Source organism: Pseudomonas sp. GXM4 (genome assembly GCF_008923895.1).
Classification (GTDB): domain Bacteria; phylum Pseudomonadota; class Gammaproteobacteria; order Pseudomonadales; family Pseudomonadaceae; genus Aquipseudomonas; species Aquipseudomonas atacamensis.
In genome coordinates this window covers 1-24,964 of the sequence record NZ_WBRZ01000050.1, presented here as the reverse complement: position 1 = coordinate 24,964, position 24,964 = coordinate 1, and the positions used below count along the sequence as shown (strand labels likewise).

The following is a 24,964-nucleotide window of genomic DNA, read 5'->3' as shown; positions in this document are numbered from 1 at the left end:
AACAACAAAGCCCCGGCATTTCTGCAGGGGCTTTGTTTTGTATGGTGCCGGCACCAGGAGTCGAACCCGGGACCCACTGATTACAAGTCAGTTGCTCTACCAACTGAGCTATACCGGCGTGTGGGCGACGATTATAGCGATTGGGTAGATCCTGTAAACCCCTGAATTCAGACTATTTTTGCATTCCGGAAAAATCAGGCCCTGCGCAAATTAATGCGCAGCTTTTGTACCTCAAGCGCAGTAAGGCATTTATGCAGGGCGTACGGTTGAGTCTGGGCTTTCGAGACCCTGCAGTTATTCACTCGGCCAGCCCAATATTCGTCGGTTATGTCGTTTTGATTGGCAGCTTATGCACAACTGAGAGGCGCGAGCACTGCTTGGGCGACGTTTTGTGAAGCCATTCTCATCTTGTTCGCAAATCCCTGTTTTACCGGTTTTTATTTATGTGAACAAAAAATGACCAGTGTTGTTAAGTCGACGAAACAGGCGCAGATATTGGATCCACGGAAAATCCATCAACAGAGTTATCCACAGGCCGTAACGTTTTAAGCGCGTTCGGCGAGCAGCAGTAAGTTACGCGGTGTGAGTGAGGTGTCGCAAAAGGTGCCGAGGCGTGCGACGTATCCCTGGTCTGCGATGAAAAGCGCCCGATCCAGATTCAGCCAGAGCTCAAGCGGTCGTCGGAACAATCCGCGAAGCAATTCCAGGTTGCGCACTTCGGCCAACCGCTGCCAACCGGCGGCTTCGAGTGTCGACCAGTCTGGCAAGCCGACTGTGGATAACTCCTTCAGTGCTGACAGATCGAGACAATAGTCCGCAAACGGTTTGTCCAGCCAGGCGCTGGGCAGGGAGGGCGTTGGCAGGTATTGGTCGACGCCGCGCACTTGCCGTTGCAGCAGGTCGAAAGCCAGGCGACGAGCCATTGAGGTGTCGCGCTGACGTCGGACGCGCGCACCGGCGGTGACGGTTTCGCTCATCGGCAGCGACAGATCTTCCAGCGAGAGCTGTAGAAGCGATGCCGATCCTGCGCAGGACAAGGCGTGATATTCGTTGCGACTGATGCGGTTGTAGCAGCAGGGCGCAATCGCCATTTGCTGGCAACCTGCGGCACTGGCCAGTTGCATCAAGCGCACATGAAGATCACCGCACGCGTGGAGGGCGACGGGGGTGTGCGCGGCGTTCAATACGGCCGGGGCGTCTGCCGCGAGTACATCCTGTTCGACATGCAAAGCGTGCAGATGATGACGCTGACTCAAGGCCTGACCGCTGGCGACCAGCACCGGATCGTATTCAACGCAAGTCAATTGTTGCCCGGCACCCAACAGGCGCCGTCCCAGATGCCCTTTGCCGGAGCACCAGTCCAGCCAATGCGTCGGCTGCGAGGCAAAGGATAGGCGACCGGCAAACGCCTCGATCTGCTGCCACTTGCGCCCAGGCACATCGACATTCAAGCGATGCCCGGCAGCTTCAAGCGCACGCCCCGGCAACCCACCGACCGCACTCAACTCTGCCGACAACTTCGCCAATGAAGCGAACGGCTCTGGCGCATCGACAAGATCAGCAGGATGGTTATGCGCGCGTTCTGCATCTTCCAGCGATCGCCCGCGTAGCCACGCAGACAGCTCCGGGTAGGACGCTTCCCATGGAAGTTGTAGGTGAGTGAACGGTCGAGGTTTCCACAGCGCCTGATGCTCAATCAGAAAAGCATCCAGCGCGGTGAAACGGGCGAGTAGGGCCTCGCCCGTCAGCACGTGGGAAGTATCAGCGGCCTTGGCAGGCATCGACGCGCAGCCAGCGTTCCAGCAGCTTGAAGCCGCGAACCAGCACGTAAGCCATGACCAGATAGAACACACCGGCGGCGAAGAAGATCTCCACCGGCAGATAAGTGCGGGCGATGATCGTGCGGGCCATGCCGGTGAGTTCCAGCAGGGTCACGGTGCTGGCCAGGGCGCTGGCCTTGAGCATCAGGATCACTTCGTTGCTGTAGGCCGGCAGGCCGATGCGCGCGGCACGGGGCAGGATGATGTAGAACATCGCTTTGGGCCTGGACATGCCCAAGGCCCGCGCGGCTTCGATTTCACCCGGCGGAATTGCCTGAATGGCACCGCGCAGAATCTCGGCGATGTACGCCGCCGTGTGCAAGGTCATGGTCACGGTCGCGCACCAGAACGGATCGCGCAGGTAGGGCCACAACGCGCTTTCACGCACCGCGTCGAACTGCGCCAGGCCGTAATAGACCAGGAACAGCTGCACCAGCAGCGGCGTGCCGCGGAAAAAGAAGATGTAGGCGTAAGGCAGCGAGCGCACGTACCAGCGCTTCGAAGAACGGGCGATGCCCAGCGGAATGGCGAGCAGCAGGCCGGCGATGACCGCGATGGCGACCAGTTCCAGCGTCAGGGTCGCGCCCTGTGCCAGTTTCGGCAGCCACTTGATGATGACTTCCCAGTTCATTGCGCGCTCCTCGCAAAGCCGCGAGCGGCGCGTTTTTCCAGCAAGTGCATGCCGGTCATCGCCAGCACCGTCAGGCCGAGGTACATGATCGCGGCGACCATATAGAAGGTGAACGGTTGTTTCGACACGGTCACACCGATCTGCGCGTGACGCATGATTTCTTCCAGACCGATGACCGATACCAGCGCGGTGTCTTTCATCAGGATCATGAACAGGTTGCCCAGGCCCGGCAGGGCGATGCGCCACATCTGCGGCATGATCAGTCGGGTAAAAATCCGCCACTTCGACAGGCCCAGGGCCTGGCCGGCCTCACGGTGACCCTTGGGAATGGCCAGCAGGGCGCCACGAAACACTTCCGTGGCGTAGGCGCCGAAGCACAGACCCAGTGCGATCACACCGGCGGCAAAGGCGTTGAGTTGCAGGTCGGGGTTGCCGAAATACTCACCGAGGGCGCGCATCAGGTTGACCGTACCGAAGTAGATCAACAGCACCCAGAGCAATTCCGGGACGCCGCGTACCAGCGTCGAATAAGTGCCGCCAAGCCATTGCAGCGGCTTGTACGGGGAAGTCTTGGCCAAGGCGCCGAGCAGGCCGAGCACCAGGCCCAGGCACAGGGCGGTGAGGGCCAGTTGGACGGTCATCAGCGCGCCAGCGGCGAGCGCCGGGCCGAATCCGTAGAGGTCGATAATCATGGGTTTCTGTTCAAATTGCGGCAGGCAAAGTCGGGAGCCGGTGCCGCTTGATCACGGCGCCGGTCCCACAGGTCAGATCAATAGATGCTGAACGGGAAGTACTTGTCGTTGATTTTCTTGTAGGTACCGTCAGCGACGATTTCCTTCAGCGCGGCGTTCAGCTTGTTGCGCAGTTCGTTGTCACCCTTGCGCACGGCGATGCCGATCTTGTCGCTTTCCACTACCGGGTCGCCCTTGAACTCGTAGTTCTTGCCGTCGTCGGTTTTCAGCCAGTCGTAGTTGGCGTACTTGTCGGCGAGGATCGCGTCGACACGGCCGGAGGTCAGGTCGAGGTAGGCGTTTTCCTGGGTGTCGTAGAGGCTGACCTTGATATCGTCACCGTAGGTGTCTTCCAGCCAGGTGCCGGCCAGCGTTGCGCGCTGGGTACCGATGGTCTTGCCCTTGAGCGAGTCCTTGTCGGTTTTGAAGTCGACGTTTTTCGGCGCGATGAACTGCAATTTGTTCGAGTAGTACGGGTCGGTAAAGTCCACCGCGGCTTTGCGCTCTTCGGTGATCGACAGCGAGGAAATCAGGAAGTCGAACTTCTTCGCGTTCAGCGCCGGAATGATGCCGTCCCAGTCGGAAGTGACGACGGAACATTCGGCTTTCATCTTCGCGCACAGGGCGTCGCCGATTTCCTTGTCGAAGCCGACCACCTGGCCGCTCGCGTCTTTATTGTTGAACGGCGGGTAGGCCGCTTCGATGCCCATCTTCAGGGTTTCAGCCATGACGCCGGCGCTGAACGCGAGGGTGACGGCGGCGGCCAGGAAGACCTTTTTGAAATTCTGCATGCATGTTGCTCCGTTAGCGGTTGCTGGACATGAATTGTTTGCAGCGCGCCGAAAGCGGGTTGTCGAACACCTGCTGTGGCGATCCTTGCTCTTCTATAAGGCCCTGATGAAGGAACACCACTTCGCTGGAGACCTGGCGGGCGAAGCCCATTTCGTGGGTCACGAGCAGCATGGTACGGCCTTCTTCGGCCAATGCGCGGATGACACTAAGTACTTCCTGAACCATTTCCGGGTCAAGCGCGGAGGTGGGTTCGTCGAACAGGATCACCTTCGGCTGCATTGCCAGCGTGCGGGCGATGGCGGCGCGTTGTTGCTGACCACCGGACAATTGCGCCGGGTAGGCGTGGCGCTTGTCAGCGATGCCGACCTTGGCCAGCAGGGCTTCGGCGACTTCGACGGCCTCGGCCTTGCTCTGACCGAGCACGCGGCGCGGGGCCTCGATGACGTTGTCGAGCACGCTCATGTGCGGCCACAGATTAAAGTTTTGAAATACAAAACCAATCTCCGAGCGCAGGCGATTGATCTGTTTGCCGTCGGCGGCGACCAGTTCGCCGTTCTTCGCGGCCTTGAGCTTGAGTTCTTCACCGGCCACGAGGATCTGGCCCTGATGCGGGTTTTCCAACAGGTTGATGCAACGCAGGAACGTGGACTTGCCGGAACCGGAAGAGCCGAGGATCGAGATCACGTCGCCGTCGCGGGCGGTCAGCGAGATGCCTTTGAGCACCTCCAGCTGTCCGTAGCGTTTGTGCAAGTTGCGGATTTCAAGCGCGGGCGTGGCCTCAGCCATGTGCGTTCCTCATATATGTTGCGCTCCTGCTGTTGGCGGGCCTTTCTGGCGAGGCGGCCAAGCTAGCATAGCGTTTCAATGGCAGCCAACAGCGCTACGAGCGGTAAACGGGTGGCATGTGGCGGGTTGTCGCATCGGCGCAGCAGACTGTCGCCCCATCAACAACCGAACGGGTGTTTGATCATGCAAACCCGTGGGTGCCGCGTAAAAAAAGGCGCGATGTTGCCAGCTTTGGCGGGGTGTTGGAAGCGCTATCCGGCCGAACGTTCCTTATTCGCCCTTTTTCTGTGCGCCGCACACTTTTTCTGTGCGTTTCTGGTGCGCGGATTCGGCTTGAAAGTGAGTCGCCGGGTAACGTTCTGGCGAATAGCCATTAAACTCAATGACTTGCATCGGATGCCGAAGCCCCCGGCACTCAAGGACTTGAAACATTTTGGCGCAAATATTGCGTGCAGAATAAGGAACAGGCCGTTGGATTCTTTTTACGAGAAAGAATTTACAGACGCGCCGGACGCACTCGCTTTCCTTGCAAAGGTAGTCTCTATGAGCAGTACCCCAAGCTCCACAGGCCTCGAACAGGGGCTCAAACCGCGTCATGTGACCATGTTGTCGATCGCCGGTGTGATCGGCGCCGGTCTGTTTGTCGGCTCCGGCCACGCCATTGCTGCCGCCGGCCCGGCCGTGCTGCTGGCTTACGCCGCCGCCGGTACGTTGGTGGTGTTGGTGATGCGCATGCTCGGCGAAATGGCCGTGGCTTCGCCGGACACCGGTTCGTTCTCGACTTACGCTGATCGCGCGATCGGTCACTGGGCCGGTTTCACCATCGGCTGGCTGTACTGGTGGTTCTGGGTCCTGGTGATTCCCCTGGAAGCCAACGCCGCCGCAACCATCCTGCACGCGTGGTTTCCGGGCGTGGACATCTGGGCTTTCGCTCTGGTCATCACCATGCTGCTGACCGTGACCAACCTGTTCAGCGTGAAGAACTACGGCGAGTTCGAGTTCTGGTTCGCCCTGATCAAGGTGCTGGCGATCATCGGCTTCATCGGCCTCGGTCTGGCGGCGATTTTCGGTTTCCTGCCGACCAGTCAGGTCAGCGGTGTGTCGCATCTGTTCGACAGTGGCGGCTTCCTGCCCAACGGCATGGGCGCTGTGCTGGGCGCGATACTGACCACCATGTTCTCGTTCATGGGCACCGAGATCGTCACCATCGCGGCGGCGGAATCGAAGGACCCAGGCAAGCAGATCTCCAAGGCGACCAACTCGGTGATCTGGCGGATCGGCCTGTTCTATCTGGTTTCGATTTTCATCGTGGTGGCGCTGGTGCCGTGGAACGATCCTACCCTGGCCAACCTCGGTTCCTACCAGACCGTACTTGAGCGCATGGGCATTCCCAACGCCAAGATGATCGTCGACATCGTTGTGCTGGTGGCAGTGACCAGTTGCCTGAACTCGGCGCTGTACACCTCCTCGCGCATGCTGTTTTCCCTCGGCAAGCGCGGCGATGCCCCGGCCATGTCGACCCGCACCAACAAGAGCGGCACGCCTTACTGGGCGGTGATGCTGTCCACCGGCGCAGCGTTCCTCTGCACCTTCGCCAACTATGTGGCTCCGGCCGCGGTGTTCGAATTCCTCCTGGCCAGCTCCGGCGCCATCGCCCTGCTGGTGTACCTGGTGATCGCCTTCTCGCAACTGCGCATGCGCAAGCAGCGCATGGCGCGCGGCGAGAAGATCGTCTTCAGCATGTGGCTGTTCCCCGGGCTGACCTGGGCGGTGATCCTCTTCATCGTCGCCGCGCTGACCATCATGCTGTTCCAGGAAGCCCACCGCGTGGAGATCCTTGCCACGGGCCTGCTGAGCCTGATGGTGGTGGCTGCCGGTCTGCTGGTATCACGCCGTCGCAAGCTGGAGAAGCGTGGTGCGGTGGTGTTGAACTGATCCGCAACCAGTAATGCAAAACGGCCGCTGTCAGGGATGACTAGCGGCCGTTTTTGTTTCTGAGCTTTCCAGTCAGGTTAAACCCAGTCCTCGATTCGCAAACCGGAAACGCGTTGAAACTCCCGTACGTTGTTCGTCACTACAATGAGTCCAAGTGAGCGTGCGTGGCCAGCGATCATTTGGTCGTATGGCCCGATCGGCGTTCCAGCCTTCGCGAGTTCAGATCGAACCATCCCGGCCTGTGCGGCTGCGTCGTTATCGAAAGGCAAGACATCCAGTCGCGCGACAAATCCTTCAACAATTCCCAGATTTTTCTCCGGGGCCGCCGACTTTTCAGCACCGTAAGTAAGCTCCATAAGCGTGATAGCGCTGATGCACAACTGCCCGGAATGTCGATTGAAGGCTTCCCGGACAATTTGTGGTTTGTTCTTGATGGTGAAGATGCAGATATTTGTATCCAGCATGTACTTGATCATCAGAACGACTCGCGCTCCTGTTCAGTGGGTTGCTCACGGTTAGCCATGAAATCAGGGCTGACGCTGTCGCCATCAAACCAGCTATCCCAGCTTTCTCCAGCAGGCGTAATGACGCGTGTTCTGCCAATCGCGATGACTTCCACTCGTTTAACGTCGGCGGGCATCGCAACTGCCTTTGGCAGTCGGACTGCCTGACTTCTGTTGCTCATGAAAATTGTGGTCTGCTCCATATTCGAGCTCCCGGGTCTGTTCCTGTGATTAGCTCAGGATAGATCGTGCTGGGGATATGTCAATGGGATATACATCGTCACCGGACAAAGAGTAGCTAGGTCATCCAAACAAAAACGGCCGCTGTCAGGGATGACTAGCGGCCGTTTTTTGTTTCTGAGAAGGGCTTATTCGCTCTTGTCTTCCTGGGGCTCTACCGACTTGCCATAAGCATCCAGCGCCACGCCGAAATCCGTAATGAACTGCGGCTCGCTCAGCCAGGCCTGGGCCTGTTCGATGGTCATGCCGTCGGCCCACATGCGGTAGTCGATGAGCATATCGGCGGCCAGGTGGGTGGCGGCCATGCCTTCGTTGTCGGCGTTTTCCATGTCGAGCAGTTCAGGATGGTCGACGATGATGAAGGCCAGTTCGCGCAGCAGGGTCAGCAGCATTTCGTTGCGGCTGACGGCTTCGGCGTCGCGCATTTTGCTGAACATCGCCAGGGTGTATTCCGGGATCGGCTCGGCGAGGTGGCCGAGGTCTTCGTCCTGATCCAGCGGTTTGCGCCCGACCATACGGATCTGCTTGGCTTTGGCCTTGGCGCGTTTGGCGCGTTTCTGTTGCTTGTTCAGGGATGCCATGGGAGCTCAGTTCTTCTGTTGGGTTTGTGCCGCGATCGCGTCGGATGCCGCTACATAGTCAGCCTGGAATGCCGGGGATTCGATCCACGCCAGCGCGCCAGCCTCGTCGGTTTCCTGCGACCACTGGCGATACTCGATCAGCGCGGCGAGGATGAAATCCATCGCGCCTTCTTCACCTTCCTGCTCATAGACCAGTTCCAGCAGCGGATCTTCAAGGAACGCGGTGCACATGGCCTGTTGGCTGATCTTCTCGGCGTCGATCATTTTCTTGAACAGCTCGGTCAGGTCCACCGATTCGAAATCGATGCGGTCGTCGTTCGGGTCGAGCTCGACCGGCGCTTCGGCACGCTTGGTGCGGTTCTGCTTGGCCTTGGCTTTGGCCCGGGTGGCGCGTTTTTGCTGCTTGTTGGCGGAGGCCATGATGTGTTCCGTCGTGCGTTGAGAGGGGCTCAGCTGCGTGGCACTTGTCGGCCGGGTGTATCGGCGGCCAGTGCGCCGGTCTGCAGCCAGGTCAGAGCAATGGGCCATAGTGTGGCTTGGTATGCGCTGCGAAAAAAGCCGAAATGTCCGACTTGTCGTTCGCCGATGTCCTGCGGCGCAATGCGCAGATGGGTTTTTGCCGCGTTGCTGAAGTAGCCGAGCAGGCGTTCGATCGCCGGGATCGTGCCGTAAGGATCATCGCTGAGGCTGATGGCCAGAGTCTGCGCGCGGACCTTGGCGAACGGCGGGGCGCCCGCCTTTTTCATCAGTGCGCGACCGCTTGGGCGTTGCTCGTAACGCGCGGTGGGTGTGCTCCAGTCGCAAACTACGCCGGTTGGCGTGTCCTCCAGCCAACCCAGCCGTTTGCCGGGGAAATAGCCGCAGAGCAGCGTCATCAAAGGCATGACCACATGCCACTTGCCGAACATCCGCCAGCGATGTTGAGGCGCGTAATCGCGCCAGTAAGCGAACTGCGCACCGACACTTACCAATCGTCGGATCACGTTGCCCGACTCCGCCAAGCCCGCCGCGCAACCACCGAAGCTGTGGCCGACCACATCGATTGGCTGACCGGGAAACTCCCGCTGCGCCCGTTTGAGCATCGCTTCGAAATCCAGCGCGCCCCAGTCGGTCCACGAGGCGCGCAGCCCTTTGATCGATTCGCTGCGTGATTCGCCAATGCCCCGGTAGTCGTAGGTCATCACGTCGAAGCCGTGACTGAACAGATAGGCTGCGAACCTTGAGTAATGGCGACAGCGCACCGAGGTGGCGGCGTTGATGATGACCACCGGGCGCTGTGGATCGGGCGAACTGTGGCGCCAGGTGAATCCGCCGAGTGCGTAGCCGTCGTCGGCAGTTTCCTTGAAGGACGTGCCTTCAGCTGCATTCAAAACTGGTTGGCTCAACTCTGCGTCTTCCAACTCGAATGGGGGCTTGCTGCCTATGGCGCTTGACCTCGGCGGTTAGGTGCCAACCATAGTCGCCGCGCTGATCAAGAACAATCCGGCCGGTTCATTCACTGGATTGAATGAGCATGCGTTCTTCGATCAACGCCTGTTCGCGGTTGAGTTCAGCACGTAACTCTTCTTCGCTCGGCAGTATCGTCTTGTAGCTGCTGGCGAACAGTTGCTCATTGCCTTTGAGCATGGAATAGCGCGCCACCGAGTCATTGCTTTCCGCGCTCAGAATGATACCGACGGTTGGCTTGTCACCTTCGCTGCGCTTGAGCTCGTCGTACATGCGCACATACATGTCCATCTGCCCGACATCGCGGGCGCTGAGCTTGCCGCGTTTCAGGTCGATGATCACGAAGCACTTGAGCAGGTAGTTGTAGAACACCAGATCGATATAGAGGTCGACGCCGTCAGTGCTGATGCGTTGTTGGCGGGCGACAAAGGAAAAGCCTTTGCCAAGTTCAAGCAGAAAGCTTTGCAAGTGGTCGATGAGTGCTTGTTCGAGTCCGCTTTCCCTGACTTTGCCTGCCGAGGGCAGGCCGAGGAATTCGAGCATGACCGGATCGCGAATGAATTCCCGCGGATTGCATTTCATCGCGTCGATGTTGGTCGTGGCTTCCTCGACCACCTCGGCTTTGTCCTGACTCATCAGCAGGCGCTCGTAGTAGAGCGTCAGGATCTGACGATCAAGGGCGCGGCTTGACCAGTTGAGGTCGGCGCATTCGTTCATGTACCACAGGCGCGCTTTCTCGCTTTCGACCCGCAGTAGCCGGCGGTAGTGGGTCCAGCTCAATTCGGGACGCAGTGCGTCTCGAATTGGAAATTTTTGATAAAACAGCCGCATCTTCCACAAATTGGTTTCATCAAACCCTTTCCCGAATTGCCCGGTCAGATCCTTAGCCAGTAGGCCAATCAATTTTTTCCCATATCCCGCACGTTGGGCTCCCTGTTGTTCAAACTCGACGATATGCCGGCCGATTTGCCAACAGGTCTGCACCTGGATCGTATCGACCGCGCGCAGCACTTTTTGCCGCGCCTGGCGAATCAGCTCGCCCAGTTCGCCCAGCAGTGAATCGATTTTATGGTCTTGCGTATCAGCAGGTTTGAGCTGGCTCATCGGTTCTTCCGCATTCTGGAAACAGAGACGCAAGCATGCCGGGGAAGGCGGCGCAGGTATGTCGGGCGAACCTGCGAGTTCGGAAGGAAGGGCGGGACAGGCGTTGCAGGACTTTGCCACCGGAAGGCGCGGAACAGGGTAAATGTCCGTAGTCCATTTCGTACTTTTGCCCAGTCAATCGCCGCAGAGTTGGCGGCGCTGCAGTGAGCGATCTGGTGTTGCGCTGGAAGGAGAGGAACCTGCAGGTAAGAGGCTGCTTCAAAAAAGCACCTCAGTTGCATCATCGCGAGCGCTTGCCCTTCGGCCTCTGCTCACGCATCCGTCCTTTGCGATAAATCCACAGCCCGAACACACCGATGGCCAACATGAACGCGGTCCAGAAGCTCTGCCAAACGAACTCGAACCAGTATCGCCGAGGTTGCAGTGCCAAGGTGTAGGTGCTGCGCGGTCCACGATTGTTGGTGGTGATGGAACCGCTGATCCAGCTTTCGATAAGCATGTAGATCGAAAGACACACGGCTAAGGCAATCAGCACGCCAGCGAGCACGGTAAGCCAAAATGTCCAGCGGCTCGGGCGATACGGCGGGGGATGCGGCAAGCGAATACGGGTTCTTTTCTGATTCATAAGCAGGGCTCGCCCAAGCCGGTCAGGAGACTGCCGGCTCTTGCAGCTGTTCAGTCGGCATATGCCGCGGGCTCGTCGGGCGTGCGGCAAGGTGGGCGCATTCAGCGATCACCTTGAGAATGCCGATCACCGCCGGCGTCAGCGCAGTGCCGAGGCAGATGCGCACGCCTGTGGAAGCCTGGCCGTCGGCGAAAAAGATGCCGCTGCCAGCCACGTGGCAACCGCGCTCCGTGGCCAGTTGCTGCAGCGCAGACATGTCGGTGTGTGCCGGCATTTCGACCCAGTGGATGAAGCCGCCGCGCGGGGGCACATAGGCGGTCCCGAGCGGGAAATCCGTGCGCACCAGTGCTTCGACAAAACTCGCCAGCGAGGACAGTTGCGATCTCAATCTGGCGCAGTGTTCGTCCATGTAGCCACGGCCGATGAATTCATTGAGAACATTTTGCGCCAGGCTGGAAACGGCCAGGTTGCGCGAAAACATCTGCGCGAGGATGGCATTGCGGTATTTGCCGGCCAGACACCAGCCGACGCGATAACCCGGCGCGATGGTTTTCGAAAAGGACGAGCAATAGATCGTCTGGCCGCTGCTGTCGTAGCTCTTGAGGGCGCGCGGTCGATCAGCTTCGGGCACCAGGTCGAAGAAGATGTCGTCTTCGATGATCGGCACATCCGCTTCCCGGGCGATCCTTGAAAGTCGCGCGCGCGCTTCGTCGGGCATGATGAAGCCACGCGGATTCTGCAGCGTCGGATTGAGAAAAATCACCGCGACCTTTTTTTGCTTCAGGGCTTCTTCCAGATGATCGACATCCAGGCCCGTGCGGCCGTCGGTGCGGATCGGCAGGGCGCGCATGCCCAGGCGTTCGATGGTCTGCAGGATGCCGTAATAGGTCGGGGTTTCGATGGCGACTGTAGCGCCTTTCGACGCGACGGCTTCCAGGGCCAGTTCGAGAGCGATGGTGTCGCCCGATGTCACCAGAATATCGTCCGGCCCGCAGACTACACCGCGGGTCAGCATCAGCCCGGCGATGCGCCGTCGCAGCGCTGGCAGGCCGGGTGGCGCGACCAGACCGCTCAGCGCGTTGTCAGTCCTGGCGGCCAGCACCGAGAGGCATTTGTTGAGCAATACGTTGGGCGTGAGATCGCTGTGCAGAACCGCCGAATTCAGCGATGCAGTGGTGCGCGACGCTGCTTCGGAGAGCATCGCGACCACCGCATGATTGACGTTGACGGTGACACTGGAAAAGTCGAAAGCGCCGGACGGTTTTGCCCGCCCTGATGCCGAGACGAAGTAGCCGACGCGCGGCACTGTCGAGACGTAGGCGTCGGCCTCGAGATCGGCCAGCGCCCGCTGCACCGTGGTGATGCTGGTCTCGAACATCCGCGCCAGAACGCGGATTGACGGCAGTTTCGCTTCGGCCGCCAGGTCACCGCTGTCGATCTGGCGAATAATCCAGTCCTTGACTATCCGCCAGCGCTTGTCCGGCAAATCAAACCTGTCCATAAGTTCTCTGTGATGATTCGAAACAATTCACAGAAAGTAGAGCAAAACGATCCCCGTTGCAGCAACTATGACGATGTTCAGCGCCACCAGACCGAAGGCGAAGCGGATCAGGCTGTTTTCTTCCTGGCGGTTGGCCCCGGCAAGTCCGGTGATCAATGACAGGATCGACAGCGAGCCAAGTGCGCCATGGCCGGCGGCGCTGTTGACCATTGCCGCCAGCCACGCCCCGTGTTCGCTGCTCAGCGCGGCAATGGACGGCATCACCAGCGTGTTGCCGCCGACGTTGGAACCGGTGACATAACCGGCAATCCCTGCCAGCAGGGCGATCGTCGGCGCCAGCGAAATACCCGACATGGATTGCAACGCGCTTTGCGCTTCGACGAGGAATCCGGCGTTGACCATCACCTGGGACAGCAGCAGGAACAGGAAGATTGTCGTGACCGGAAACTTCGCGCGGTTCAACAGCGCTTGCCAGGGAAAACCGGCGCCTGCGGTTTGCCTGAACGCCATCAGCAACGTCACGATCAGCAGCGCCAGCCCGGGAGACGCCAGCGGCTTCCACGAAACGTGTTCGCCCCTGACGACCCATAGACCATCCCAGCCCGACAGCACGAACAATCCGCGCGACGCCACAATCACTCCCAGCAAGGCCAGATAAGGCCATGCCGCGCTCGGCCAGCGCACCAGTTTTTTCCGTTGCGCCCAGGAGATGCCCAGGCCAACGCAAGCCACGGCCAGCCCGGCCAGCACACCGGAAACTTCCGGGCCGAGCCACAGGTTGACGCCAAACAGCACGGCAACGAACAGGGCAGTCACGACAAGCAGCCCCAGCCACGCTGTCATCTTGCGGATGCCGGCCTGCCACAAGGCCAGGGACGCCAGGCAGAGGAACACTGGCGCGCTGATCAGCGCCGAATGGCTGCCGAGGGTTTGCGCCGGCAAATGCGCCAGCAGGGCACCGATCACCGTTGCCAGACCCAGTGTGCCCCACGGCATGATGACCATGCCGGCGAGGGCAATTTTCATCCCCGATTGGCGAGTGAAAAGCCCCATCAGCAGCGGCACCGTGGCGATCAGCGAAACGCCGAAGCCGGTCATCGCTTCCAGCAGCGGCGCCAGGCCAAGCACGATGAAAATCACCTGCGCCGGGGGTGTCCAGCCGAGTTCCTTGACCCATGCGCCGATGGCCTGCGGTGCACCGCCGCGCTCGACCAGAATGACGAAGGCCAGCCCCGGGACGATGACGCACGCGGTGCTGAGAAACAGGATCGTGGTGTCTTGAAAAATCGCCGAGGAGATGGCCGCTGACACCGGCCCGGCAGCGCCCAGAGCCCACAGCACCAGCACCAGTACCACACCGGCCAGCGCCGCTTGTACTGGTGGACGCCGGAGGATCAGGATCAGCGCGATCACCAGCGCGATCGGTGACATTTGCAGCAATAGAGAGCTCATAGCGTTTTCCTTGGCCTAGTCGTGCGTCTGTCCGCTGTACTCGGTCGCCCGCATGGACGCGCGCTGACAGAACGTCTGATACCACTCGCTCAGGCGTGCCTGCGCCGAGAAGTCCGAGAGTTGACGGAAAGCGATCCAGTCCAGGGCCGTCGCCAAGGCGATGTGGCCGACGGTGATCGGGCCATTGAGGTCGACATGCTCTTCGATGAAGCGATACGCCTCCTTGAGTTTGTAAGCCTGGCCGTCCGCGTACGCCGGATAGCGCAAAGCCTCGGGGCGCCGCTCGACTTCCCAGCGCAGCTTGATGCCGACGTCGCACATGCCCTGCGCCAATGCCTGCAGGCGCAGCGCCTTGTAGCGCTCGGGGCCGCTTGCCGGGATGAATTTTCCACCACCGCTCAGGTCATCGAGGTATTCGCAAATCACGATTGAATCAAACAGTGCGCTGTCGTCGGGCAGCATCAGCACCGGCACTTTACCCAAGGGGTTGGCCTGGTAAATGGTCGCGTTCGGTGAAGTCGGGCTGGTCTCGTGATGTATCACCTCAAGGCTCGATGCGATGCCAAGTTCGTGAGCCAGCACCAACACCTTGCGGGCGTACGGCGAATGCGTCTGATAGTAGAGTTTCATGCGCGAGTTCCTGTCTCAAGGATGGCGGTGGCGACTCGATGGGCGTCCATGAACAGCCGCGAAGGTGCGCCCGCCGAGGTGACGTAGTGGTTGTAATAACAGGAGCCTTCGGCGAGCGGTCCCAGCACCCAGATGTCATGCACCGCTTCGCCGCTGTTCGACCTTGGGTTGCACGCCGCGTCGACATCGATGCCGTCGATGCCCGGCACATCGGTGCGTGGACGCACAAGGCCCAGGCGCGCGAGGTCGCGCACAGGTGCGCAGTCGCTGTGGGTGACGCCGCTGCTCTGGACGTAACCGGCGATTCGCTTGAAGTGCTCGATCGCGGGGCGTGAGCCGGGCTTGAGAAAGGTCAGCAAACCGGCGTCACACAGCGCGAGCAGATCGGCGTGGCGCTCCTTCTGCGGGCCGGCGACCAGACGATTGATCGCCTTGTGCCAGCGGCCATAGAACTGCCGATGCGAATCTTCGGTGAGCCCGTCGAAATCCACCGCCTCACGCAGCCGGTCACGCAAGTCGCGCCAGACTTCGATGGCGGCTTTGATCGGCGACGCGCCGCGTCCCAGGCGTGCTTCATGCAAATCGGCTTCGAGGGTGTCGTAAATCCATGCGTGATAGTTGTAAGGCGTGACGCTGTCGGGCAGTTTGTGGCTGATCAGCTCCAGCGGATTGATTGCCCCGGCAATCGCTTCGAACTCGCGCAGCAAAGCTTCGCAGGCGACAACACCTGCTGGGCCGGCAACGCTGACGGTTCTGAGCTGCTCAAGCAGCTGTTGTGGCGCTGAGGGTTTATGCAGAACGGCGACCGCAGCGGCACGCATCTCCAGCAGCAGCAGCGGCAGAATGTCCCGTTCGAAATCCAGCCGGCGGTTGTGCGCGTTGAGCCGCAACGACTCGATACGCTCGCTCGTCAGCAGCACAGCGGTGTGGCGCCGGCAGCCAATCAAGCCGTTGGGGCGAGTACGAAAAGGCAGCCCGTCCCGCGACTGAATGAAGATCACCGGCTCCTGACCCGACGGCTGGTAAGTGTGACTGCCATCGGCCATGGGTTTGTAGATCCCGCCTCTGCCAGCCGTCAGCGCCGCCAGGGTGTCCATGGCGCCCAGGCCCAACCCTTCGATCAACACCGTTTCGCCGGGCTCGACGGTGGTGAGGCTGCCGGGCAGCGGATAGACGTTATCGACCCGGTTCTGCCCCGCCAGGCGCAGACGCCCGGTGTGGCCAACGGTCAGCACCAGACGATCCACCGTCACCGCAGCGCCGTCGGCGGTTAGCAGAAGGTATTGCTGGTTCTCGTTGCGCTCGACCGCCGTGACCTGATGCCGATGCAGATTGACCGTGACCCAGCCGGGTGCGGTCGTGAGGATCCGCGTGAAGGCGTCGGCCAGATAAGCGCCGAGCAGGTGCCGTGGCAGAAAATCCTCCGGCTCGACGTCGCGACCGTCGGCGGCGAGCAGGCCGCTGTCGGGGTCAACCTTGACGCGCTGTGCTCGGCACCACGCGAGAAAGTCCGGCCCTGGCCGTTCCCGGGCGTCGGTCAGATCACCGAACGCTGCTGCGTCGGGAAATACCCCGAGCTGACCGGCGACGGTGTTGAGCAACAGGTAGTCCGGTTGATCGGGCCAGTGCGCGCCGCTGCCGAGCACGTTGGGCTCGAAGATGTCGATGACCATCGGTTGTTGCGGGCGTTCCTCGGCGCGGCTCAACAGGCGCTCGAATATCGACAATCCGCGCGAACCGCAGCCGACCAGGCCGATGTGTACAGGGGCCTTCACCATCTGCGCTCCTCGCCAAAAAACGACGGGATGGCAATTGCCGTACCGGCCGCCACCGCAATGTCGTGGATCATCCGGCCAATCGCGAGATCGAGAATGCCCATGCCGAATGGCGAATAGATCAGCGGTTTGTCCTGGGCGACATGCAGGTCACCGCGAATCAGCTGCGCCACTGTGCCGGTGACAAAGTCGCGATGGCCGTATTGCTGCTCGGCCAGATGCGGTGAGGTATTGGCCTTCAGGCAATGGGTGATGTCGTCGAAGTAGTTGTAACTTTCCTCGATGATTTCGGCGCCGATATCCCGCAGCGAGATGTTCAGAACAATCTGCCCCGAGCGGAACGTGCCCTGGCTTTTTACGTACGGCTCGCCCGCGCTGGTGGCGAACACCACGATGTCGGCAGTCAGTGCTTCTTCGAGCGACAGCAGGCGTACATCCGGCAGGCCCAGTTGTTCACCAAATTCCGCGAGGGCTTGCGCCGATTCCGCGTTGAGATCGTGAATGCCCACGCTGTCGAAGGACCAGTCGTCGGCGACGAAAGTCTCGAGGATATTTCTTGAGATTACCCCGCCACCAATGATCGAAAGTGTCGCCGCGTGGCGGTTCTGGCCATTCAGCCACCAGGCACCCAATACCGCCGACGCCGCCGTGCGCACGGCACTGATCAGCGCACCTTCGAGCAGGGCGTAGGGGTAACCGGTCTCGGGATCGTTGAGAATCAGCACCGCAGATGCGCGCGGAATGCCTGACTTGATGTTGTCGGGATAACTGGCAATCCACTTGATCCCGGAGACGGATTGATCGCCCTCGCTGTCGACGATGGCCGCCGGCAGCGCAATGATCCGGTTCGCCGGTTGCGCAGGGAAACGCAGGAAATAACTGTCGGGGTTAACGGTTTCGCCACGCTCGTGGGTCAGGTAGGTCTGCGCCACCATGTCGATGGTTGCATGCCGCAGCCCGTTGAGGATGTCTTTGACGACAGCGCCGGGGATGACGTGGAACGGCTGGATCGGATTCTGTGTGGTCATGAGGATTACGCCGAGAGTGCCAGAGCGATTTCAGGGAAAAGGGGCTGCAGTGCGGTTGCGCCGATCCGCTGGGTGACCCAGTCGTCGGAATAGATGGTTTCGAGATAGCGCTCACCCATGTCCGGGGAGATCGCCACCACGACATCGTCGGGCCGGATATGCGGCGCCCACTGGCGGATGCCGGCGAGCACAGTGCCGGTGGAGCCGCCGAAGAGCAGGCCGTAGCGTTGCGCCAGCCAACGGCAGACCTTGATCGTCTGTTCCTCGGGAATCGACAGGAAGTCGTGAATGCCCGACGACTCGAATATCTCCGGCAGGCGGCTGGTGCCGAGCCCCGGGATATGGCGCGTGCCGCCCGGCAGGCCGAACGTCACCGAGCCGACGGTATCGACGGCAATGACTTTGGTCTGCGGATGATGTTCGGCGAAGTAGTTCTTGCAGCCCATCAGCGTGCCGGTGGTGCCCGCGCCGACGAACAGGTAATCCACCTGGGGAAACTTGCGCGCGATGGACCTGGCAGTCGCTTGATAGTGGGCGAGGGGGTTGGTCGGATTCTTGTACTGGTTGAGCCAGATGTAGTCGGTGTTGTCAGCGACCAGTTGTTCGATCAGGCGAATCCGCGAATTCAGATAACCGCCGTTCTCGTCACGCTGATCGACCATGAGCATTTGCGCGCCAAGGGCGTGAATCAGCTTGCGGTTCGGCGCGGAAATATTCGGGTCGATTACGCAAACGAACTTGTAGCCCTTGGCGGCGCAGACCATGGCCAGCGCAACGCCCAGATTCCCCGATGAGGATTCGATGAGGCGCGTCTTGTGGTTGATCAGTCCGCGGACTTCAAGATCAGTGATCAGCGCGTGCGCGGTCTTCAGCTTGATGGAGCCGGCGGGATTCAGTCCTTCGATTTTCAGCTGGATCGTTGCGCTGCAAAGATCGCCGATCTGCACATAACTGTCTTCATTGATGAGTTGCTTGATCATACGTCGTCCGTTTCGCTCTTTTGCCGGGCGCACGGGGGCGCCAGCATTCATCCTGGAATGTTTGAAAAGCACTAACTGCAGTTCGCCTGTGGGTTGGGTTCAGATTTTTTTGCTGGACAGGAAGTGACCTTGCGGGCGACGCCGATCGATTCAAAAAATCAGGTTTTGCGCTCTGAGGGCTACAGGAGTCCAGAGTGTTGCGGGGCGCAAAGTAGAGCCAGTCATTGGCTCGCCAAGGCTTGCGCAAAGTATTGGCGAAACGCCATCTGCGCGGAGAGATACAGATTTCGGGTTTTTTCCAGTACAGCTGGAATCCGGGTGTATCGAAGGACGAAGAGAGGAGGGGGATCAAATCGCAGGCATAAAAAAACCCTGAATCTTGCGATTCAGGGTTTTCGGTATTTGGTGCCCAGAGACGGAATCGAACCGCCGACACGGGGATTTTCAATCCCCTGCTCTACCGACTGAGCTATCTGGGCAACGGGGCGCATTAAAAGGGTTTTTCGGATTTACGTCAACGACTTTTTGAAAATTTCTTAAATTAATTCCGTCGCTTACGAAATCTGCGGGTTATTCGGCTGGCGGCACGTAGCCTTCGGCCTTGGCGTATTCCTCGCCGGAGAAGTACTTGTCCATTTCGCCCTGCAGGTATTTGCGATCTTCGGCGTTCATCATGTTCAGGCGCTTTTCGTTGATCAGCAGGGTCTGGTGTTTCTGCCAGTCGGCCCATGCCTTGGCCGAGACGTGGTCGAAAATGTCCTGGCCCTTGGCACCCGGGAACGGGGCGCGTTCCAGCGCGGGCAGTTCTTCTTTGTACTTGCGGCACATTACGGTGCGGGTCATGGCGATTCTCCTGCATTCAAGACGGCGGCCGCGCGTTCGAGCAAGGTCTTGACCGGGGCAGCAAGGCCCAGGCGCGGCGGGGTGGCGAGGTTATACCAGAGCCAGTCGGCCTCGGCCACGTGATGGCTGGCTTCCTGCACCTGAACCAGCCACGGTTCGATGGACAACTGGAAATGGCTGAAGGTGTGAATCAGGGTCGGCAGCGCCTGCTGCTGGTCCATGGTCAGCGAGTGCTGATCGGCCAGATGTTGCAGATCTTCCAGATCATCCAGCTCCGGCAGGCTCCACAAACCGCCCCACAGTCCCGTCGACGGGCGGCGATAAAGCAGAATCGCACCTTCGCCGTTGGCCAGCATCGGCATCAGCGTGCGTTTCTGCGGGATGGCCTTGCGCGGCTTGGGAATCGGATAACGGGTTTCCAGGCCAAGCATGTGCGCTTCACAGCCACGCTTGAGCGGACACAGCAGGCAGCTCGGCTTGCTGCGCGTGCAGAGTGTCGCGCCAAGATCCATCATCGCCTGGGTGTAGGCGTTGACCCGATCGTGTGGTGTAAAGCGCTCGGCGTTGGCCCACAGCTGCTTGGCGACTTTCGGTTCGCCGGGGTAGCCCTCTTGCGCGGTGAAGCGCGCCAGTACGCGTTTGACGTTGCCGTCGAGGATTGGCGCACGCAGGCCCATGCTGATGCTGGCGATCGCCCCGGCGGTGGACAGGCCGATGCCTGGCAGCTCGGTGAGTTTTTCCACGTCGCGCGGAAATTCGCCAGCGTACTGGCTGACGACGATCTTCGCGGTCTTCTGCAGATTGCGTGCGCGAGTGTAGTAACCCAGCCCGGTCCACAGGTGCAGCACCTCGTCTTCCGGCGCTGCGGCCAGCGCTTCGACTGTTGGCAGCGCCGCCATGAAACGCTCGAAATAGTTGAGCACGGTGCTCACCTGAGTCTGCTGCAACATGATCTCGGACACCCAGACCCGATATGGATTGATGTCCTGCTGCCAAGGCAAGTCGTGGCGGCCATGGCGGTCGAACCACTCCAGCACCGCCGTGGAAAATTGCTCCGCTGTCATCGCTTGAACAGCCCCTTCAACGCGTCTTTCAATTCCGGGCTGACTTTGTCGCCCAGTTTCTCGTCGATCTTTTCGCTGAGTTTGTTGCCGGCCATTTTGCTGGCGACCTGACCAAGACGGTCATTGTCGACACGGCAGGCCTTGGCGCCCAGTTCCAGCGGGCCACGGCAACGCAGTGGCCACTCGATGCCGACGAACTTCTCGCCGACCTGACAGGCCGGGTCGGGCATGGCGCTGGTGTCGCCCTCGACGATGATGCCGACGCGGTAGTCCATGCCGAGCACGCGCAGGTCGATGTCGCCGTCACCGTTGACGGTCATGCCGGGGATGCGCACTTTCAGGTCGGGGTTGCTGGCGACGCCGTTACGTACAGTCAGATTGCCCTTGAGCTCCTCGAATGGTGTGTCCTTGCCCCGTGGCTCGCCGCTGAGGGATTTGCGATTGAGGGTGGCGATGCCTTTGCACAATTGCTGTTCAAGGTTGGCGTTGAGCAGCACGCCGTTGTTGATGACGAAACTGGCGTTGCCGTTCAGCGTATCGATCAGCGCCTGTTGGCTGTTGCCGCTGCCGGTGAGGCTGCTGGTCAGCGTTACCAGACCTTTGACCGGCGGATTCTTGCCTTGGCTTTCGATGATTTTTTCCGCCGGCACGCGGTTGAGCCGGGTCTGCAGGTTGAGCACCGGCGCGCTTGGGCGCACGTCGAGTGTGCCGTTGGCGACGAAGCCGCCGTTGTACAGATCACCGCTCAGGTTAGTCAGCGTCAGCAAGCCGCCCTGGCCGGTGGCTTTGAGCGCGGCGTTCTGGATCGGCAGTTTGTCGAGGGTCAGTTGGCCGAAGGTCAGGTCGGTATCGACGTCGAGTTTGGCCAGGCGTTCGACCGGCAGCAGACGCTCGGTGCTCCAGGCGGTTTTGCTCGGTTTGTCCGGCAGCGGCGTGGTGCCTGCGACGGCGCCAGCCTCGGTGCTGGCGACTTCGGCCTGACGGGTTTGCGTGGCGTTGTTGGCCTGAGCCGATTTCGGTGGCAGGTAGCGGTCGACGTTGAACGTGTCGGCCTTGAGAATCGCGCGCAGCGATTGTTTGGCGAAGTCCTCGATGGCGATGCGGCCGCTGAAGCTGCTGTCATCGAGTTTCAGGTTGATGTTGTCGAACGACAGACTGGTCGGGGTAGCCGCAACGCGGCTGACCAGTTCGACCTTGCTCAGGCTGCCTTCGCCCATCGCCGGCAATGTCTGGCCGATGCTGTCGACGAATTTCGCCAGATCGAACTGGGCAATGGAGATGCCGCCGCTGATCTGTGGCGTCTTGTCGAGGTCGTTGGCTTTCAACTCGCCCAGGGCGCGCAACTGGTTGGCGGAAATCTTGATGCCGGTCCATTCGGCGACGTTCGCTGCTTTATCCAGCAATAACTGGCCTTGCGCGGAGAAGGTCATGGTCTTGCCTTGCAGCGGATCGCCAGCGAGTTCGCCGGTCAGCTTCAGGTCTTCGAACTTGTAGCGCTGCAAGGCGCGCTCGAAGCGCAGCTCGCCGTTGAGCTCGGTGCGCACGCGCAGCACCGGTTGGTTGGTGCCAAGGAACGCGGTGGCTTTCACCGGGATATTGGTCGAATCGTGTACCGGACCGGTGCTCAGTTGAATGCTTTCGGCACTGAACTGCTTGCCGGTCAGCTCATCGGTGTATTCAACGCGGGCGTTGTTGACGGTCAGGCTGTCGATGTCGAGGCGGATCGGTTGCGCCGGTTTTTCCACGGCGACGGTCGGCTCGCTGGCGGTCGCGCCCGGTGTGGCGGGTGGAGTCGAGCCCGGCTCCACAGGCACCTTGCCGATGTCTTCCCAATTGCCGTGGCCGTTCTTGTCGCGGTTCAGGCGCAGGTTGAGGCCTTCGACGCGCACGTCGCTCATCTGCACTTCGCGGCGCAACAACGGCAGCACGCGCACGGACAGGCCGAGCATCTGCAAGTCGGCAAACGGTTCGGCAGGCTTGGCCAGGGTGGCGACGCTGGCTTCGTGCAGTTCCAGACCAAGCCACGGGAACAGGCTCCAGCCGATATCGCCATTGAGCGTCAGCTCGATGTGGGCCTTGTCGCGGGCTATCTGGCGGATCTCGTCTTTGTAGTCGTTGGGATCGAAGAGGTGGGTCAGGGCAAAACCTGCCGCCACAATGATCAGCAACAGCCCGAGAAGTACCAGACCCAGGATTTTGCCGAACGCTTTCATGGGCGAGTCCTTGTAGTTAGTCGAATTGGTCATATGGCCGGGGAGTATAGCGCTGCCGGCACCCGGTTCGGTGTGGCGTCATCTGCCGAGGGTCGGCGGCGGCACCTGCAACTTCGCCACCGGGCCTGCGCTTGAGGATGCCCGGCGGGCGTCAGAGGGTGCAATCCGGCCCCCGCTTGCGACGCCATTTTTTGCGCTTGGTTCACCCGTCGTTCAGTCACGCCAAGGCGACGGGTAACTTTTCGCACGCATAAATGGGACAAGTAGCAAACGGCGTGGTGCCTTTGCAGACGCGGGGTTGGCGGCTTCCCCAGTCGTACGAGAACAGATGACTTGAAAAAAGGTGATATCAGTTTGGTTTTTCTGTCACCTGAGAATGGTAACCTTCGCCAGTTCGTCCGCCCGTCTGCGACTTAACGTCGCGCCTTCAAGGAGCTTCACCTAAAAAAACGGTCATGCCTGCGTGCATAAGGCCGAGGGTGAGCAGTGGCTGGCGAACCATACTAACAATTGGGGGATACACAATGAGCACGAGCATCACGGCGGACGGCCTCAAAGCCGACCAGCCTGCGTTCCTGTCCAAGGAACGCATCATCGCCAAGCCCGGTTTCAACCGTTGGCTGGTTCCACCGGCCGCTTTGGCCATTCACCTGTGCATCGGCATGGCCTACGGCTTCTCGGTGTTCTGGTTGCCGCTGTCCAAGGCACTCGGCGTTACCGCGCCGGTGGCTTGCGCGCCGGACATGAGCTTCATCGCACAGGTATTTTCGTCGAACTGCGATTGGCCGATCTCCATGCTCGGCTGGATCTACACGCTGTTCTTCATCTTCCTCGGCTGCTCTGCAGCGATCTGGGGTGGCTGGCTGGAACACGCCGGGCCTCGTAAAGCGGGCGTGGTCTCGGCCTTGTGCTGGTGCGGCGGTCTGCTGATTTCCGCGCTGGGTATTTATACCCACCAGATCTGGCTGATGTGGATCGGCTCCGGCGTGATCGGAGGTATCGGTCTGGGCCTGGGCTATATCTCGCCGGTGTCGACCCTGATCAAGTGGTTCCCGGACAAGCGCGGCATGGCGACCGGCATGGCGATCATGGGCTTCGGTGGCGGCGCGATGGTCGGTGCACCACTGGCGACTGCACTGATGAGCCACTTCGCATCGCCAGAAGGCGTGGGCGTATGGCAGAGCTTCGTGGCCATGGCGGCCATTTACTTCGTGTTCATGATCGGTGGCGCATTGTCCTACCGCGTGCCGCCAACCGGCTGGAAACCTGAAGGCTGGACCGCTCCGGCGAAGAAAGCTTCCAACGCCATGATCACCAACCGTCACGTCCACGTGAACGTAGCGTGGAAAACCCCCCAATTCCGTCTGGTCTGGCTGGTGCTGTGCCTGAACGTGTCGGCGGGTATCGGTATCCTCGGCATGGCTTCGCCACTGTTGCAGGAAGTGTTCGGCGGCAAACTGCTGGGCGTCGATGTGCCGTTCGGTCAACTCGACGCTGGCCAACTGGCCTCGATCGCGGCGATCGCAGCGGGCTTCACTGGTCTGCTGAGCCTGTTCAACATCGGTGGCCGCTTCTTCTGGGCCTCGTTCTCCGACTACCTGGGCCGCAAAAACACCTACTTCGTGTTCTTCGCCCTGGGTTTTGCTCTGTACGCGCTGATTCCGAACATGGGCCATCTGGGCAACGTTGCACTGTTCGTGGCGGCGTTCTGCATCATTCTGTCGATGTACGGCGGCGGTTTTGCGACGGTGCCGGCGTATCTGGCCGACCTGTTCGGTACGCAGATGGTTGGTGCGATCCATGGTCGTCTGCTGACGGCTTGGGCTGCGGCTGGCGTGCTGGGTCCGGTATTGGTGAACTACCTGCGTGAGTATCAGCTGAGCATCGGCGTGGAACGCGCTGCGGCTTACGACATCACCCTGTACATCCTCGCCGGCCTGCTGGTGCTGGGCTTCCTGTGCAATCTGATGGTGCGCCCGGTGGCCGACAAGTACTTCATGACCGACGCCGAACTGGCCGCCGAACAGGCGCTGGGCCACGACAAGGGTGCCGATGCCAGCACCGTTCTGGAGTGGAAAGCGGCGCCGGGCACCAAGCCTCTGGCGATCGCGGCATGGCTGGTGGTGGGTATTCCGTTGGCGTGGGGTGTGTGGGTGACCCTGCAGAAGACGGCGGTACTGTTTCACTAAGGTGTTAGCTGAATAAACACCGAACCTGTGGGAGCGAGCCTGCTCGCGAAGACGGAGCACCAGTCGACATCCATGTTGGCTGGCGTGCCGCATTC

23 protein-coding genes, 2 tRNA genes and 1 pseudogene are annotated in these 24,964 nt (G+C 60.4%); 2 read left to right on the top strand and 24 right to left on the bottom strand.

The window, feature by feature from the left end; genetic code table 11:
- Positions 1-42: 42 nt before the first annotated feature.
- The 6 genes from F8N49_RS09680 to F8N49_RS09655 form a co-directional block, all read right to left on the bottom strand.
- Positions 43-118 (bottom strand) — tRNA-Thr (locus F8N49_RS09680).
- 427 nt (positions 119-545) lie between these two features.
- Entirely contained in the window at positions 546-1,781 is a 1,236-nt protein-coding gene (locus F8N49_RS09675; protein ID WP_151551244.1) for a methyltransferase, read from the bottom strand.
- Positions 1,762-2,451: an ABC transporter permease gene (locus F8N49_RS09670; RefSeq protein ID WP_016772145.1), complete on the bottom strand. Its 690-nt coding sequence runs from the start codon at positions 2,449-2,451 to the stop codon at positions 1,762-1,764. The genes F8N49_RS09675 and F8N49_RS09670 overlap by 20 nt, the downstream gene beginning before the upstream one ends.
- Positions 2,448-3,143 carry an ABC transporter permease gene (locus tag F8N49_RS09665; RefSeq protein ID WP_016772144.1) on the bottom strand — a complete coding sequence of 232 codons (696 nt, stop codon included), beginning with the start codon at positions 3,141-3,143 and terminating at the stop codon, positions 2,448-2,450. Before F8N49_RS09665 ends, F8N49_RS09670 begins: the two co-directional genes overlap by 4 nt.
- Positions 3,144-3,220: 77 nt before the next feature.
- A complete protein-coding gene (locus F8N49_RS09660; RefSeq protein ID WP_071174093.1) occupies positions 3,221-3,973 on the bottom strand; it encodes an ABC transporter substrate-binding protein in 753 nt (250 codons plus the stop codon).
- A gap of 13 nt (positions 3,974-3,986) precedes the next feature.
- A complete protein-coding gene (locus F8N49_RS09655; protein WP_016772142.1) occupies positions 3,987-4,760 on the bottom strand; it encodes an ABC transporter ATP-binding protein in 774 nt (257 codons plus the stop codon).
- A gap of 543 nt (positions 4,761-5,303) precedes the next feature.
- Between F8N49_RS09655 and gabP the strand changes: the two genes are divergently transcribed.
- Positions 5,304-6,695 carry a GABA permease gene (gabP, locus tag F8N49_RS09650; protein ID WP_151551241.1) on the top strand — a complete coding sequence of 464 codons (1,392 nt, stop codon included), beginning with the start codon at positions 5,304-5,306 and terminating at the stop codon, positions 6,693-6,695.
- 77 nt (positions 6,696-6,772) lie between these two features.
- On the opposite strand, the gene vapC is transcribed toward gabP, so the two are convergent.
- The 18 genes and pseudogenes from vapC to F8N49_RS09560 all read right to left on the bottom strand — a co-directional run.
- Positions 6,773-7,171 (bottom strand): tRNA(fMet)-specific endonuclease VapC, encoded by a 399-nt coding sequence (gene vapC / locus F8N49_RS09645; RefSeq protein ID WP_151551238.1) that lies wholly within the window; start codon positions 7,169-7,171, stop codon positions 6,773-6,775.
- Positions 7,171-7,401 (bottom strand): type II toxin-antitoxin system VapB family antitoxin, encoded by a 231-nt coding sequence (vapB, locus tag F8N49_RS09640; RefSeq protein WP_076565118.1) that lies wholly within the window; start codon positions 7,399-7,401, stop codon positions 7,171-7,173. The genes vapC and vapB overlap by 1 nt, the downstream gene beginning before the upstream one ends.
- Positions 7,402-7,566: 165 nt before the next feature.
- Complete coding sequence (locus tag F8N49_RS09635) at positions 7,567-8,019, bottom strand: hypothetical protein (protein ID WP_016772138.1); 453 nt, start codon at positions 8,017-8,019, stop codon at positions 7,567-7,569.
- Positions 8,020-8,025: 6 nt separating this feature from the next.
- Positions 8,026-8,439: a hypothetical protein gene (locus F8N49_RS09630; RefSeq protein ID WP_016772137.1), complete on the bottom strand. Its 414-nt coding sequence runs from the start codon at positions 8,437-8,439 to the stop codon at positions 8,026-8,028.
- Between the two features lie 29 nt (positions 8,440-8,468).
- The gene (locus F8N49_RS09625) at positions 8,469-9,404 is read right to left on the bottom strand and encodes an alpha/beta fold hydrolase (RefSeq protein WP_241149664.1); all 936 of its coding nucleotides are present in this window, start codon (positions 9,402-9,404) and stop codon (positions 8,469-8,471) included.
- Between the two features lie 106 nt (positions 9,405-9,510).
- Complete coding sequence (locus F8N49_RS09620) at positions 9,511-10,569, bottom strand: YhcG family protein (protein WP_122705202.1); 1,059 nt, start codon at positions 10,567-10,569, stop codon at positions 9,511-9,513.
- A 280-nt stretch (positions 10,570-10,849) separates the two neighbouring features.
- Positions 10,850-11,194 (bottom strand): hypothetical protein, encoded by a 345-nt coding sequence (locus F8N49_RS09615; RefSeq protein WP_122705200.1) that lies wholly within the window; start codon positions 11,192-11,194, stop codon positions 10,850-10,852.
- Between the two features lie 22 nt (positions 11,195-11,216).
- Positions 11,217-12,695 carry a PLP-dependent aminotransferase family protein gene (locus F8N49_RS09610; protein WP_151551236.1) on the bottom strand — a complete coding sequence of 493 codons (1,479 nt, stop codon included), beginning with the start codon at positions 12,693-12,695 and terminating at the stop codon, positions 11,217-11,219.
- A 27-nt stretch (positions 12,696-12,722) separates the two neighbouring features.
- The gene (locus tag F8N49_RS09605; protein ID WP_071174101.1) at positions 12,723-14,147 is read right to left on the bottom strand and encodes an L-lactate permease; all 1,425 of its coding nucleotides are present in this window, start codon (positions 14,145-14,147) and stop codon (positions 12,723-12,725) included.
- Between the two features lie 15 nt (positions 14,148-14,162).
- Positions 14,163-14,777 carry a glutathione S-transferase family protein gene (locus F8N49_RS09600; RefSeq protein WP_071174102.1) on the bottom strand — a complete coding sequence of 205 codons (615 nt, stop codon included), beginning with the start codon at positions 14,775-14,777 and terminating at the stop codon, positions 14,163-14,165.
- On the bottom strand, positions 14,774-16,555 hold the full coding sequence (locus F8N49_RS09595) for an FAD/NAD(P)-binding protein (RefSeq protein ID WP_151551234.1): 1,782 nt from the start codon (positions 16,553-16,555) through the stop codon (positions 14,774-14,776). The genes F8N49_RS09600 and F8N49_RS09595 overlap by 4 nt, the downstream gene beginning before the upstream one ends.
- The gene (sbnB, locus tag F8N49_RS28265) at positions 16,549-17,580 is read right to left on the bottom strand and encodes a 2,3-diaminopropionate biosynthesis protein SbnB (RefSeq protein ID WP_151551232.1); all 1,032 of its coding nucleotides are present in this window, start codon (positions 17,578-17,580) and stop codon (positions 16,549-16,551) included. Before sbnB ends, F8N49_RS09595 begins: the two co-directional genes overlap by 7 nt.
- Before the next feature lie 5 nt (positions 17,581-17,585).
- Complete coding sequence (sbnA, locus tag F8N49_RS28260) at positions 17,586-18,560, bottom strand: 2,3-diaminopropionate biosynthesis protein SbnA (protein WP_151551230.1); 975 nt, start codon at positions 18,558-18,560, stop codon at positions 17,586-17,588.
- Between the two features lie 403 nt (positions 18,561-18,963).
- A tRNA-Phe gene (locus F8N49_RS09580) sits at positions 18,964-19,039 on the bottom strand.
- Positions 19,040-19,130: 91 nt separating this feature from the next.
- A complete protein-coding gene (locus F8N49_RS09575; protein WP_016772129.1) occupies positions 19,131-19,403 on the bottom strand; it encodes an oxidative damage protection protein in 273 nt (90 codons plus the stop codon).
- A complete protein-coding gene (mutY, locus tag F8N49_RS09570; protein WP_151551228.1) occupies positions 19,400-20,467 on the bottom strand; it encodes an A/G-specific adenine glycosylase in 1,068 nt (355 codons plus the stop codon). The genes F8N49_RS09575 and mutY overlap by 4 nt, the downstream gene beginning before the upstream one ends.
- Entirely contained in the window at positions 20,464-22,680 is a 2,217-nt protein-coding gene (locus F8N49_RS09565; protein ID WP_071174107.1) for an AsmA family protein, read from the bottom strand. Before F8N49_RS09565 ends, mutY begins: the two co-directional genes overlap by 4 nt.
- A gap of 78 nt (positions 22,681-22,758) precedes the next feature.
- Positions 22,759-22,976: pseudogene (locus tag F8N49_RS09560) on the bottom strand (acetyl-CoA sensor PanZ family protein); the annotation flags it as partial.
- A 228-nt stretch (positions 22,977-23,204) separates the two neighbouring features.
- Between F8N49_RS09560 and F8N49_RS09555 the strand changes: the two are divergent.
- On the top strand, positions 23,205-24,869 hold the full coding sequence (locus tag F8N49_RS09555) for an OFA family MFS transporter (RefSeq protein WP_016772126.1): 1,665 nt from the start codon (positions 23,205-23,207) through the stop codon (positions 24,867-24,869).
- Positions 24,870-24,964 lie beyond the last annotated feature (95 nt).

Bases quoted from the DNA above. Each gene is read 5' to 3' on its own strand.
- F8N49_RS09635 (WP_016772138.1), bottom strand. From the start codon at position 8,019: ATGGCATCCCTGAACAAGCAACAGAAACGCGCCAAACGCGCCAAGGCC.
- vapC (WP_151551238.1), bottom strand. From the start codon at position 7,171: ATGATCAAGTACATGCTGGATACAAATATCTGCATCTTCACCATCAAG.
- F8N49_RS09595 (WP_151551234.1), bottom strand. From the start codon at position 16,555: ATGGTGAAGGCCCCTGTACACATCGGCCTGGTCGGCTGCGGTTCGCGC.
- F8N49_RS09670 (WP_016772145.1), bottom strand. From the start codon at position 2,451: ATGAACTGGGAAGTCATCATCAAGTGGCTGCCGAAACTGGCACAGGGC.
- mutY (WP_151551228.1), bottom strand. From the start codon at position 20,467: ATGACAGCGGAGCAATTTTCCACGGCGGTGCTGGAGTGGTTCGACCGC.
- F8N49_RS09555 (WP_016772126.1), top strand. From the start codon at position 23,205: ATGAGCACGAGCATCACGGCGGACGGCCTCAAAGCCGACCAGCCTGCG.
- gabP (WP_151551241.1), top strand. From the start codon at position 5,304: ATGAGCAGTACCCCAAGCTCCACAGGCCTCGAACAGGGGCTCAAACCG.
- F8N49_RS09565 (WP_071174107.1), bottom strand. From the start codon at position 22,680: ATGAAAGCGTTCGGCAAAATCCTGGGTCTGGTACTTCTCGGGCTGTTG.
- sbnB (WP_151551232.1), bottom strand. From the start codon at position 17,580: ATGACCACACAGAATCCGATCCAGCCGTTCCACGTCATCCCCGGCGCT.
- F8N49_RS09660 (WP_071174093.1), bottom strand. From the start codon at position 3,973: ATGCAGAATTTCAAAAAGGTCTTCCTGGCCGCCGCCGTCACCCTCGCG.
- F8N49_RS09655 (WP_016772142.1), bottom strand. From the start codon at position 4,760: ATGGCTGAGGCCACGCCCGCGCTTGAAATCCGCAACTTGCACAAACGC.
- F8N49_RS09675 (WP_151551244.1), bottom strand. From the start codon at position 1,781: ATGCCTGCCAAGGCCGCTGATACTTCCCACGTGCTGACGGGCGAGGCC.
- F8N49_RS09665 (WP_016772144.1), bottom strand. From the start codon at position 3,143: ATGATTATCGACCTCTACGGATTCGGCCCGGCGCTCGCCGCTGGCGCG.
- F8N49_RS09610 (WP_151551236.1), bottom strand. From the start codon at position 12,695: ATGGACAGGTTTGATTTGCCGGACAAGCGCTGGCGGATAGTCAAGGAC.
- F8N49_RS09605 (WP_071174101.1), bottom strand. From the start codon at position 14,147: ATGAGCTCTCTATTGCTGCAAATGTCACCGATCGCGCTGGTGATCGCG.
- F8N49_RS09630 (WP_016772137.1), bottom strand. From the start codon at position 8,439: ATGGCCTCCGCCAACAAGCAGCAAAAACGCGCCACCCGGGCCAAAGCC.
- F8N49_RS09600 (WP_071174102.1), bottom strand. From the start codon at position 14,777: ATGAAACTCTACTATCAGACGCATTCGCCGTACGCCCGCAAGGTGTTG.
- F8N49_RS09620 (WP_122705202.1), bottom strand. From the start codon at position 10,569: ATGAGCCAGCTCAAACCTGCTGATACGCAAGACCATAAAATCGATTCA.
- F8N49_RS09615 (WP_122705200.1), bottom strand. From the start codon at position 11,194: ATGAATCAGAAAAGAACCCGTATTCGCTTGCCGCATCCCCCGCCGTAT.
- vapB (WP_076565118.1), bottom strand. From the start codon at position 7,401: ATGGAGCAGACCACAATTTTCATGAGCAACAGAAGTCAGGCAGTCCGA.
- F8N49_RS09575 (WP_016772129.1), bottom strand. From the start codon at position 19,403: ATGACCCGCACCGTAATGTGCCGCAAGTACAAAGAAGAACTGCCCGCG.
- sbnA (WP_151551230.1), bottom strand. From the start codon at position 18,560: ATGATCAAGCAACTCATCAATGAAGACAGTTATGTGCAGATCGGCGAT.